General features: G+C 72.2%; 12 protein-coding genes. 6 read left to right on the top strand and 6 right to left on the bottom strand.

Annotated features, from left to right (window positions below; all coding sequences use genetic code 11):
- Positions 1–314 precede the first annotated feature (314 nt).
- A complete protein-coding gene (locus tag ACFV0O_RS05540) occupies positions 315–2,753 on the bottom strand; it encodes a helicase C-terminal domain-containing protein (protein ID WP_380336761.1) in 2,439 nt (812 codons plus the stop codon).
- Positions 2,754–3,063: 310 nt separating this feature from the next.
- Entirely contained in the window at positions 3,064–3,414 is a 351-nt protein-coding gene (locus tag ACFV0O_RS05535) for a DoxX family protein (RefSeq protein ID WP_380336759.1), read from the bottom strand.
- 95 nt (positions 3,415–3,509) lie between these two features.
- Here ACFV0O_RS05535 and ACFV0O_RS05530 point away from each other — a divergent pair, with 95 nt between their 5' ends.
- From ACFV0O_RS05530 to ACFV0O_RS05510, 5 genes are all read left to right on the top strand, one after another.
- A complete protein-coding gene (locus tag ACFV0O_RS05530; protein WP_380336757.1) occupies positions 3,510–3,941 on the top strand; it encodes a winged helix-turn-helix transcriptional regulator in 432 nt (143 codons plus the stop codon).
- Between the two features lie 552 nt (positions 3,942–4,493).
- Positions 4,494–5,699, top strand: a complete 1,206-nt coding sequence (locus ACFV0O_RS05525) for a PP2C family protein-serine/threonine phosphatase (RefSeq protein ID WP_380336754.1) — start codon at positions 4,494–4,496, stop codon at positions 5,697–5,699.
- 164 nt (positions 5,700–5,863) lie between these two features.
- Positions 5,864–6,355, top strand: coding sequence for a DUF5994 family protein (locus ACFV0O_RS05520; protein ID WP_380336752.1), 492 nt, complete (start codon positions 5,864–5,866; stop codon positions 6,353–6,355).
- Between the two features lie 54 nt (positions 6,356–6,409).
- The gene (locus ACFV0O_RS05515; protein WP_380336749.1) at positions 6,410–6,658 is read left to right on the top strand and encodes a hypothetical protein; all 249 of its coding nucleotides are present in this window, start codon (positions 6,410–6,412) and stop codon (positions 6,656–6,658) included.
- Positions 6,659–6,799: 141 nt separating this feature from the next.
- The gene (locus ACFV0O_RS05510) at positions 6,800–7,051 is read left to right on the top strand and encodes a hypothetical protein (RefSeq protein WP_380336747.1); all 252 of its coding nucleotides are present in this window, start codon (positions 6,800–6,802) and stop codon (positions 7,049–7,051) included.
- Positions 7,052–7,107: 56 nt separating this feature from the next.
- Here ACFV0O_RS05510 and ACFV0O_RS05505 read toward each other — a convergent pair whose 3' ends face one another.
- The 4 genes from ACFV0O_RS05505 to ACFV0O_RS05490 all read right to left on the bottom strand — a co-directional run bounded on the left by ACFV0O_RS05505 (position 7,108) and on the right by ACFV0O_RS05490 (position 10,762).
- Entirely contained in the window at positions 7,108–7,689 is a 582-nt protein-coding gene (locus ACFV0O_RS05505; protein WP_380336745.1) for a DUF5994 family protein, read from the bottom strand.
- A 213-nt stretch (positions 7,690–7,902) separates the two neighbouring features.
- Complete coding sequence (locus tag ACFV0O_RS05500) at positions 7,903–9,171, bottom strand: ATP-binding protein (protein WP_380336743.1); 1,269 nt, start codon at positions 9,169–9,171, stop codon at positions 7,903–7,905.
- Between the two features lie 524 nt (positions 9,172–9,695).
- Positions 9,696–10,100, bottom strand: coding sequence for a carboxymuconolactone decarboxylase family protein (locus ACFV0O_RS05495; RefSeq protein WP_380336741.1), 405 nt, complete (start codon positions 10,098–10,100; stop codon positions 9,696–9,698).
- Entirely contained in the window at positions 10,097–10,762 is a 666-nt protein-coding gene (locus ACFV0O_RS05490; RefSeq protein WP_380336739.1) for a class II aldolase/adducin family protein, read from the bottom strand. The genes ACFV0O_RS05495 and ACFV0O_RS05490 overlap by 4 nt, the downstream gene beginning before the upstream one ends.
- A 147-nt stretch (positions 10,763–10,909) precedes the next feature.
- Between ACFV0O_RS05490 and ACFV0O_RS05485 the strand changes: the two genes are divergently transcribed.
- Positions 10,910–11,287, top strand: coding sequence for a MerR family transcriptional regulator (locus ACFV0O_RS05485; protein WP_380337194.1), 378 nt, complete (start codon positions 10,910–10,912; stop codon positions 11,285–11,287).
- The last annotated feature ends 130 nt before the right edge of the window (positions 11,288–11,417 follow it).

Here is an 11,417-nt window from a genome sequence, read left to right as displayed (position 1 = left end):
GCGCGCAGCCCCCCCCGACCGCCCCCGAGGGGCCCGGTTGACACAACTCCCACCGCGGCCCCCGCCCCCGCCGCGGGGGGGCCCGTCGTTTGCCCTGGCGGGCGGAGGCGGAGGCTACGAGATTCGAACTCGTGAGGGAGGCTCCCGACACGCTTTCCGACTCCCACGAAGGGTGTCCGCCGGGGTTCGAGCCCGTTCCGAGCCCGTTCCGAGCCTGTTCCGAGCCGCTTGTGTCGCTGGTCTTCGAACCCTGTTGGGCCGGGGTGAACGAGACCGGAACCGAGACCGGAACCGAGACCGGTGGCCCTCGGGCGCTACGCGGGCATCACGCCGTGGATGCGGGAGATGGTGAACACGCGTTCGTCGTCCCGCAGATGGCACCAGGCGTGGAGGTAGGGCGCGTCCAGTTCGAGTCGGCTGAGGGTGCGGACGGTCGCGCTGCCCGAGGTGGCGACGTACTCGATCGTGATCGTCCGGCCTTCGTTGACGGCGTGGGCCAGCTGGCGGACGTCGGTGAAGGACAGGTTGCGCGCGTGCCCGGCGATGATCTCCTCGGTGTCGCTGTCGTAGGGGCGTCCGTCCCAGGGATCGGGCTCCGGGACGTCCTGCGGGGCAGTCAGCAGTCGGGCGGCGAGGGAGCTCAGGTCGACGGCCGTCCGGGCGTCGGCTGCACGGGCCTCCGTCTGCCGCGGCCGGGCCGGGCCGCCGGGCGGGCGCGGGGCCGGGACCGGGCTCGCCACGCGGGGACGCTGGGCGCGCTCGATCCGGACGGACCCGTCGGGCGCCTCGGCGACGGGGGCGTAGCCCGCGGACCGCAGAGCCGCGAGCGTCCTGTCCGGCGGGGTCCGGCTGATCAGCACCGTCGGTGCCAGTTGCCGCAGGCCGAGCTGGGTGAGCTTGCGGTGGGCGGCCAGTTCGGTCAGGAGGGCGGGCTCCTCACCGTGGATCACGCAGGTCGCGGAGACGACGCGCACCCGGCCGTGGCTGCGCGCGGCGTCGTGGATCAGGTACGAGAGCGGCTGGGGGAGCGGTTCGACGGCGACAGCGGCCAGGTCAGCCGTGATGACATCGGGGGTGAGGCCCGCGTCGAGGGCACGGCGGACGCTTCCCGGGCTGAACCGCCAGACGGACGCGGCACCGGCGGTCTCCCGGTCGGCGACGGAATCCAGCAGCGTGACCAGGGCCGCCGACGGCGTGCCGGCGACCACGGCTGTGAGATCGCTGCCGAACCGGGCGGTCCCGCTGGCGGCGGGCAGCAGGCGCCGACAGGCGTCCACCAGCGCTCGGGCGTCATCGGCGAACAGGGCGGCCCCGATCGGGGACAGGGCTCCGAGGGCGAGTGCGCCGAGCACCTCCGCCTCCTGGATCAGGGTGGCGAACGGTGTGGCGTCCTGGGCGAGTTGGTCGACCAGCGGACGGTGCCACACAATCGACATCCCCAGGTCGGCGAGGTCCGCTGAGCCTTCGCCCGCCGGGAGCTGCGCCGCCACCGCGAGCAGCCCGTGCCGGGCCTGGACGCAGCCTCCGCAGGGCGGTGCCCCGGTGAGGGCCGGCAGCGCCTTCCCGTCCTCGTCGCGGCTTCCGCCGGGGGTCAGCGCCAGTGTCCACCACGACCGGAGCAGCACGGCGAGTCGGTCGGCCGGCTCCTCTTCGGCCCAGGTGTCATAGGCGGCGGTCGCCGCGACCCGCTCGCCGTCCCGGGCCAGCAGTCCGGCCGCGCTCGCCGCCTCCAGTACGAGGCGCACCACGATCTCGTCGCACTGTGCCGCCTTGCCGATCCGGGACAGTTCGCGGGAGCCGATCCCGCCGGCCTTCAGCCGAGCCGGGGGAGTGGCGGCGCACACCCTGAGGACGGAGGCGGCATGGGCGGCGAACGCCATCGCGGCCGCTGCTGCCTCCCGCTCGACGTCCGAAGCGGTGACGGACACCGATCGCAGGACGGGCGGGACCGGCGTGAACGGAGCGTGCCAGTCGGGGCCGCGCAGCGCGAGCGCCACCTCTGCGGGCATGCGGGCCGGACCGTGCCGGTGCCGGTCCTGGATCAGCAGCCCGCGTTCCAGCGCCCATCGTTCGCCCGGCCCGGAGTCGGACGACGGCGCGCCGAACAGGATGAAGCGTGATCGCTCCGGCGCCCGAACCGCCTGCCGCTCAAGGAGCTTCCGGGCGGCGGCGGGAGCCTTGGCCACCAGCGCGGCGACCCGGTCCGGATCGCTGTGATGATCGATCAGCGCCGCCAGCCGGTTCTGCTTGTTGTTGCCGGTCGGCTTGATGCCGAGGGCCGCCAGCATGCGGCCCAGTTCGGCGGAGGCGGTGTTCGCCAGGAGCTGCGCCAGCGACGCGTCCAATCCCAGGGGCGACTCCCACGCCTGTCGCAGCGGTGCCGCCATGCGCAGCAGCCCGTTGCCGTCCGGCCACACCAGAGCGCGATCGGCCAGCGCCTCCAGAACCGCGTCCAGGTCGTGAGTGCGCTCCCCGTCCGCCGCGTCCAGGAGACCGGCCAGGACGTCCCGCGAGGTCGGCGTGAGCGCGGCGAGCGCCTCCGCCACCTGCAGGTACGGCAGCACGAGCCGGGGCAGCGCCAGCGCCACCGACGCCGGGCGCTGAAGGCGGTCCGCCAGTTCACCGATCGACCGCGGCTCCGGGGCCGACACCGCATCCGGGCGCGCCGCCAGGACCCGTTCCAACTCGGGTGCGCCGAGACCGCGCAGCCACGTGGCCAGAGTCGATCCGCTCTTCTTGCTGATGGGGAACACCTCGCCGGGTAAGGAGCCGTCCTGTCCGGCGTCGGCCGGGCAATTCAAGAATGGCGCACCACGTGGAGGACGTGGATCGCTTCCGGCACCGGCTCCGGCCGGCCACCCGGAGACCACGGAACGCAGAAGGCCCCGACCGGTGAACCGGTCGGGGCCTTCGTTCGCCCGGGCGGGCGGAGGTGGAGGATACGAGATTCGAACTCGTGAGGGATTGCTCCCAACACGCTTTCCGATTCTCCTCGGTGCCGTCCGCCGGGGTCCGTGCCGGTTCTGACCAGCCGTGTCGGACCGGCCCGGCGCTCTCGGCGAATCAGAGGGTGGCGGCGCGCAGTGCGATCAGGGCGATGGAGGCCATGGTGAGGACCACCGCCGGAGGCGCGCCCTTGCGGTCGCCGACTCGCAGGTGGGAGGCGACCGCCCCGGCGAAATAGAGCGTCAGGCCGATCGCGGCGGCGATTCCGACGGATCCCCACCAGAGTCCGGCGATCGCACCTGCCGCGCCCGCGATCTGAGCGCCGATCAGGAAAGCCATCATGCCCTGCGGCACTCCGAGGGCGGACATCTGCTCGGTGATGTGCCGCGTCCGCAGGGACTTGGCCCCGGCCGATACCAGGAGAACGGCCGACATGAACACAGTGACGACGGCAAGGGAGACGAACACGGCTGAAACCTCAATCGTGCGAGATACGAGCAAGGGACGTGCGCACCTCGACGACGATAGGCGGCCGATAGGTACCTCCAGGTAACCTTCGGGGCATGAGCCAGCGACCCGGGATCGCCTTCCTCGCCGACTGCCCCGCACTCCTGGCCATGGAGATCATCGCCAGCAAGTGGTCCATGGTCACGCTCTTCGCGCTGACCGACGGCCCGTTGCGCCACGGCGAGCTGGTCGAGCTGAGCGGCGGCATCTCACGCAAGGTACTGACCCAGACGCTGCGCCGGCTCCAGGCCAACGGGCTCGTCGAGCGGCACGCGTATGCCGAGGCGCCGCCGCGGGTGGAATACGGCCTGACCGATCTGGGGCGAACCCTGGAGGAGCCGATCAGGTTGCTCACCGCCTGGGCGCGGGAGAACGGCGAGGCGGTCGTCGCCTTCCGGGAAGCAGCCGACGCGGCCACAACCACCGAGGCGGACCGGGCGACCCCGGTGAGGATCCCTCCTGTCGACGAGAACCCGAACCGTTTCTGATCAACAGGTTGCGAAGGGGCTTCGCGGCGGGATCGTTCGCTCCGGCCGCGTCGGTCCCGTCACGACAGCGCCGCGACGGAGAGCTGGTTCGCCCTGTTCCAGGCCGGGACCACCGGCCCGTCCCAGCAGACGGCGAAGGCCCGGGACCGCTGATGCAGTCCGGGCCTTCGGCCGGCGGAGGATACGGGATTCGAACTCGTGAGGGATTGCTCCCGACACGCTTTCCACATGTTCGCCCGGTGGTCCGGGAGCGTCCGCAGGCATCCTGACCTGCGCCGGAGCGTCCGCCGGCCGGTGACTGCACGGTGCCGGACGGAGGTGAATGCCACCAGAACTGCAACCACGGTGGGGCTTTGCTCCGCCCGACCCGGTGGGCGTACCGGCGGGCGTACCGGTGGGCGTACCGGCGGGCGACCGGGGGGCGACCGGGGGCGCGATGCACTGCTGTCGGGCGTAATGGAAGGACCCGCCCCGGCGAACGGCACCGGGGTTTCGGGGTCGATCGAGCCGGTGCCGAGTGCCGTGACCGGAGGAGGACGGCGGTGAGCGAGGATGCGCGGTGAGCGGTCGTCCGGCGCAGCGGGGCCGGACCGGTCGGCGGGGCGCGGCGAGTGTCCGCTGGGCGCGCTGCTCGATCGGGCCCACGAGCTGCAGCCCCAGCTGATCGCCCCGCTGGTCGCCGACGTGGTGCGCGGGCTCGGCGGTCGTGGCTCGGCGCTCCTGCTGCAGGACTACGGCCAGCTGGTGCTGGTGCCGCTGCCGGAGCGGGGGCCGGCGGCCGGGGAGCCGGTGCCGATCGACGGCTCCCCCGCGGGTGCGGCCTTCCTGCACGGTGCCCTTGTCGAGGAGCCGCAGGTCGACGGGGTGCGGGTGTACCTGCCGTTGCTGGACGGTGGCGACGAGGTGGGGGTTCTGGCCCTCACGCTGGATACCGTCGATGACGACGACCGGCGGTTGTTGCGGCGCCTCGCCGCCCTGGTCGCCGATCTGCTGATCACCAAGAGCGGCTACACCGACCGGATCTTCCAGGCCCGGCGCCTCGAACCGATGAGCGTGGCGGCCGAGATCCAGTGGTCGTTGTTGCCGCCGTTGTCGATGACCGTCCAGCGGGTCGCCGTGGCCGGCATCCTCGAACCCGCCTACCAGGTGGCCGGTGACAGCTTCGACTACGCGCTCAACGACGACCTCCTGCACGTGGCCACGATCGACGCCATGGGCCACGGGCTCGACGCCGCGACCATGGCGACCGTCGCCATCGGCGCGTACCGGCACGCCCGGCGCGCCGACATCGGGCTGGCCGAGATCTACGCGTTCATGGACCGCGCCATCGCCGAACAGTTCGGTCCGGACCACTTCGTCACCGCTCAGATGATGCGCCTGGACACCCTGACCGGCCACCTGCAGTGGGTCAACGCCGGCCATCCTCAGCCGCTGCTGATCCGCGACCACGTCGTCATCGAGCGGCTTGAAAGCGAGACGACCCTGCCGGTCGGTTTCGGCGGCGAGGAGCCGGTGATCAGCGAGCGGGTGCTGCGGCACGGGGACCAGGTGCTGTGCTTCACCGACGGCCTGGTCGAGGAGCGCGAGCCCGGCGGGGAGCAGTTCGGGGAGGAGCAGCTCATCGACTGGGTCAACCGGGTCGAGCGCTCGCAGGCCGGAGTGCGGGCCGTGGTGCGGGCACTCTCCAACGTCCTGAAGGAGAAGCGGGGCGGGCGCACGAGCGACGACGCGACCCTGTTCCTGATCGAATGGCGCTGAGCGGGCCGGCACCCCCGCGCCGACTCTCCTTGCCGGTCGGCAGACCGGATCGGCGAGCTGTGGGCGGAGTACCGTGGGGATATCGGGGCGGCCCAGCTGCCGCTCCCCGACGGTCGGCCCTCGTTCGGTGGGGCTGGTGAGTGTCCACGGACGGGCGGCGAGCCATGTCGGACGAAACGGGTGCTGCGCTACCGGGACTTCTGCCGGACCGGTTCCGGCAGGCCGCGAAGCCGGGGACGGTCCTGTTGCGCCTGGAGACCACACGGTCCCGCGAGGGTGTGCTCGACGGCGCGTGGTGGCCGCGTTCGCGGGACGTGGAAGCTGAACTGCCGGGTTTGGTCAGGGCGTTGACGGAACACCTCGGCCCCGTGGTGAGTGTCGGGCTGGACACCGAAGCCTGGGACGACGTGCCGGCCCGGCTGGTCGTCGACGGCCGGTCGGTGCACATCGACCGGTACCCGGTCGGTGACGACACGGTGATCGTCACGCGGGGCGACCGCGATCACTTCAGTCTGCTCGTCGTCCCCCCGCGGGCGAGCCGGGAGGCGGCCCTGGCCGCGATGGCACGTGCGGTCGAGGCCGACGGAAGCGACTCGGCACGGCAGATCCTCGTCGCCACCGGCATCGGCTCCGAGGCACCGGGCGAAGCGTCCTGAGGGACGGCCTCGTTGCCGGGCTCCTCGGGCAGACAGGAAAGGCGGGACGGAGAGATGTCCGTCTACGTGAAACTCTCGGCCGACGCCCGGGCACCGGCGGAACCCTCGAAGGGGCCGCTGGACCTGCAGTACGAGGACGGCGCGGACGACGGCGTCACCTTCGAGTACGACCTGCACGCCAGCGGCGCGCTGCGCATCCTGCGGGTCTTCGAGGACACGCCGCACCGGATCGAGGCGTGCTTCAGCCCCGGGGCATGGCTCCAGGTCGCGGGCACCTACCTGCGAAGCGGCTCCGAGTACTGACGACGATCCGTTCCGGGGGAACCGCGCGCCCCGACGGCGGCCGACTGCTCTGCGGTGGGCGGGCGGATCACCGGTCGCTGTCGATCGGCCCCGCCCATACAGTCGTGTCCGGGGGCGGGATCGTCGGCACGGGAGGCCAGGATGCGGCACTACCGATGGGTTCTGGAGACACAGGACGACGACGGCCGGTGGTCCCGGCAGGACGGGGCTCCCCCGCAGGACCCGCTGGAGTACGACGGGCCGCCCCAGCAGGCGGCCAACCACCTGCGGGAGGTGTTCGTACGCACGCTCTCCCGGCCCGTGCCCGGACCCCGGGCGATCAGGATCCTTCTCTGGGACGGGGCCGACATCGCCGGCCGGCCCCTGGCCGAGGCCGAATGGTCACGCGAGTGACACACCCGGCCCGCGGCCGTAGGGCCTGTCCGGCGGACGGCTCCCGTTCCGCCGGGCTACGCGGGTACCGGCCAGGAGGCGGCCCGGCTGCGGGCGACCTCCGCCCGCCTGCCCGCCTCACCGTCGCCCTCGGAGGGGGCGACGGCCGACGGCAGGAAGGCGGAACGGGGTCCCCGCCCCTGTGAGCCGCCGCCGCCCGTCTCCACGGCGAGTAGACCGCTCGCGGCCGTGGTGTTCGCGGGACTGGCGGCTTCGGCCATCAGCCGAGCGGCACCGACGGCATCCGTCTCCGGCGGGACGACCAGCAGGTTCAGCCGGCGCGGGGCGTACGAGAACACCGCGATCGTGTGCTCGTCCTGCTCGGTGGTGAACCAGCCCGCGTGCACGGTGTGCCCGGTGACCGGGATGCGCGGGGGGATGACGGGCCACTGCGCGGGGTTCACGGTGATCCGGGTGACCCGGCCCCACTGCTCGTCGATGTCGGCGGCCAGGGCGGGGAGTTCGAGGAGAAGATCACGCGAGCGGGGCCACCAGGCTCCGTCCAGGCGGCCGGGCCGCACGCCACCGGGCGTGAGCGAGAGCCGTGCGGTGGAATCCGGGGCGGCGGGCGTCGTCGCACGATCGAGCATCGTGGTCATGATCAAAAAGCCTGTCCCCGGGCCCGGTCCACGAGGCCGGGTCCGGTGTTGCCGTGCGCCGGAGACGACGCCAGTATCCGGTGCCGGCATGCGAAGTGCCTTCGGTGATCTCCAGGTTACTCTCGCTCCGGCCCGGGCCCGGCACGGTCGCGGCGGTGAGGATTCCGCCCGGTTCCTCCGGAGGGACACGGCGCAACGGGTGAGGGCGGCCGCTCAGACCCGCCCGTAGCGGACCGCCTGGTCGGCGAACTCCCGGGCCATCTCCTCGGAAACGGTCGGACGGGTGCGGTGGATGGCGTCCAGGTAGTCCTGGGTGCCGGGTTGGGTCCGTTCCCCCGTGTCGAGGGTCTGCTCGAAGGTGATCTGGGCGACCGCCATGGCGACCTGCCTGATGTCGGCGGGAGTGAAGCCCTCGCTGGCTTCGGCGAGCACCGCCGTGTCGGCGGCGGTACCCGTCCTCGCCGTGTAGCCGGCCCACAGCGCGTCGCGGGCTGCCGAGTCCGGTGGCCCGACCGGCAGGACGTAGTCGAACCGGCCGTGCCGCAGGAACGCCGGGTCCAGGGCGGCCACCGAGTTGGTGGCGCAGACGAGGAGCCGTCCGTCGCGGTCACGGAACCGCACGATCGACTTGAGGAGTTCGTTGACCACGCCGACCGCCGCGGGGGCGGCGAGGCTGCGCGTACCGGCGACCTCCTCGACCTCGTCGATGAAGAGCAGCACGTGGTCGAGTTGCGCCACCTCTTCGAAGCGGCGGCCGAGTCCGGTGGCCAGCCCGTCCTCGGACGCGATCCGGGAGGGGAAGAGCTCGATGAACGGCCAGCCGAGCCGGCCGGCCACGGCCTTGGCGAACGTGCTCTTGCCCGTGCCCGGCGGACCGAACAGCACGACCGCGCGGGGAGGTTCCACCCCGTGGGCGTCCGCCAGCTCGGGGTTCGCCAGGGGCAGCACCAGCCGCCGCTCGATCAGCCGCTTCTCGTCGGCCATGCCCGTGAGCCGCTCCCACAGGCGGGCTTCGGGCATGACCGCGCCCAGCATCGCCAGGACCGTCGGGCCCTGGGTGCTGACGACCTCCGACTTCTCGAAGTACGTGAGCCCGCGGTGGGGGTGGAATCCGGAGTTGACCAGTGCGGTGGCGCCGGTCTCCTCATCGGGCAGCACCGCTGCGACGATCCGGGCACCGGCGTCCCGCAGACGGTGCTCCAGCGCGGACAGCAGGGCGGTGCCGATGCCCAGGTTCCGCCAGCCGGGGTGCAGGGCGATGCGCAGCACCCATGCCCGGTCCCCGTCCACCCGGCCTACCGCCGCGCCCACGAGACGCCCGTCGGCCACCACGACGACGCTCGGATCACGTGCCTGCAACGCGGCGACCACGTCGGAGAGGCGGAAGACGGCGGCGCGGTCCGTGGTGGCGCTCTCCGCGTCGAGCCGGACCACCGCTTCGAGGTCGTCCGATGTGAAGTCCCGGACATGCCATACAGCCATACGCCGCCCTCGAACGTCGCGGGCCCCCGGATCTCCATCATCGGTCGGCCCCGGTACGGCCGCCTGCCCGGACGACGGCGGACCGGAGAACGACGAAGGCCCCGACCGGCGAACCGGTCGGGGCCTTCGTGCTGCCATGGCTGGCAGAGGCGGAGGTTACGAGATTCGAACTCGTGAGGGATTGCTCCCAACGCGCTTTCCAATTCTCCCGAACCCTGTCCGCCGGCGTCCGTACCCGTTCTGACCTGCGGGGAAGCGAACCGTTGGGCAGCGGTCGAACCCAGCCGGACGGGGGTGAACGAGACCAGAACTGAGACCGGGGCCGGGCCGGGCCATGCGCCGAAACAGGTGCCCGGGGGCGCTGGTGGCCTCGAAGACCGGGCTCTCCCGGGTCCATCAGCAGACTCCGGGCGAGCTGCGCCATCCGCCCCGCCTTAGGCCGGGAGGAGTCGTGGGGCCCGTTGCTCGACCAGCCCCGGGCAGAGGACAGCGACTTCGCGCGCCCTGCGTCACCTGTTCGGTGGTCAGCCGGCCCGGCCGTCGTCGTCCTGCAGGAGTTCGACGATGATCTCGATGCCGAGCGCGTAGGCCGGCGTGCCCGAGGTGATGAGCGCGGTCTCGGCGACTCCGATGAGGTCGGCGATGCCGGCGCCCGCGTGGAGTGCTCCCCGGGCGTGGATCCGGGCCGGTTCCGCCCGACCGAGAGCCAGCAGCTGCCCGAAGTGGACCAACTGTTGCACTCGACCACCGAGTGGGCTGTCGGCCAGCACGATGTGGCGCAGGGCCGTGAACGCCTCCTCCGTGGGGAGCCGGCCGAAGGCCTGGGCCACCCGCAGACGGTCCTCCACCGCGCCCGGGACGGCTCCGAGCGTCGTGCGGTAGCGGTCCCGCAGGGCTTCGGAACGCTCGGCGAAGGTGTGGTCGGTCATGACGAGACCCGTGCGATCGAGGCCCGGACGGCCTCCAGAGCGCCCTCGGGGAAGTCCACGGCCCCGCCGATCGCCGCGGCGGCGATCTCGGCCTCGGCGCTTTCCTCGATCGCCACCACGAGGTGGCCGGCAGCCGCCGCGTCCGCGCCGAACACCAGCAGCCCGTGGTTGGCCAGGAGGACCGCGGCCGTCGTCGGGCGTCGTTCCAGGACGTCGGCGATGCCCCGGACCGACACGTCCGACCCGCGCGGCCCCCAGGGCACCACCGGTACGTCCTCGGGCTGTCCGAAGCGGAGCATCGGTTCGGTGCGGCACGGCAGCGGCCGGTGGGCCACCGCGAAGGCCGTCGCGGCGGGTGAGTGGGTGTGGATGATCGCGCCCACGTGCGGGCGGGCGCGGTAGACGACGCTGTGCATGGCGATGATCTCGACGCTGACGGAGCGCAGTTCTCCTTCCAGGACCTGTCCGTCGAGACCGACGGTCGCCAGCTGGTGGGGTTCCAGGTCGCGGACGAATCCCGGGGTCAGCAGGAAGCGGTCGGCGTCGAGCCTGACGCTCAGGTTGGCGTGTCCGGAGTGCGACATCACCCCCGCCACGAAGAGCTGCCGGGCAGCCTCGACGAGCTGGTGGGCCCGGCTCGTCACTTCAGGTGCGTCTGTCATCTCTTCATCTCCCAATTCTCTGTCGGCGGCGGCCGGTTCGCCGCTGCTGCACGTGCCGGCCACTCTGCGACTTGAACTAAGGTTCAAGTCAAGCGTCGGGCCGGTACGACGAGATGACGAGAGAAAGGGGAGGGGCGAAGCGTGCGCATGACGATCGGTCAGCTCGCCGAGATCACCGACGTTCCCGCGTCGGCCATCCGGTTCTGGGAACGCCACGGCCTGCTGCCTCCGCCCGAACGGCAGAGTGGGCAGCGGCGCTATCCGCCGCAGGCCGCGGAGCGGATCGTGCTGTTGCGCAAGTTCCAGCAAGCCGGGCTGAGCCTGGCCGAGGTCAGGGAGTTCCAGCAGGACCAGCCGCGCAGGCAGGCGATGATCCGCGCCAAGGTCGCCGAGATCGAGCAGCGCATGGTCGATCTCGACCACGCCCACCAGCTCCTGACCCATGCCCTCCAGTGCAGCAAGACGGACATCGTCAGCTGCCCGACCTTCCGGGAACAGATGGCGACGTGGAGTCGGTCCAGCTGACGGCAGAGACCGCGACCACGGGACGACGAAGGGCCCGGCCCCCGCGCCACGGGGCGGGGCGGGGGGGTAACGCGGGGGGTATCTGAATGAGAAACGGGGGGGGGTTGTGGACAAACACGTGTAAAAAGAG

It is taken from the genome of Kitasatospora sp. NPDC059577, assembly GCF_042735475.1.
GTDB lineage: Bacteria > Actinomycetota > Actinomycetes > Streptomycetales > Streptomycetaceae > Kitasatospora.
The sequence above is the reverse complement of the archived record's forward strand: the minus strand, read 5'-3'. Positions and strand labels throughout refer to the sequence as shown.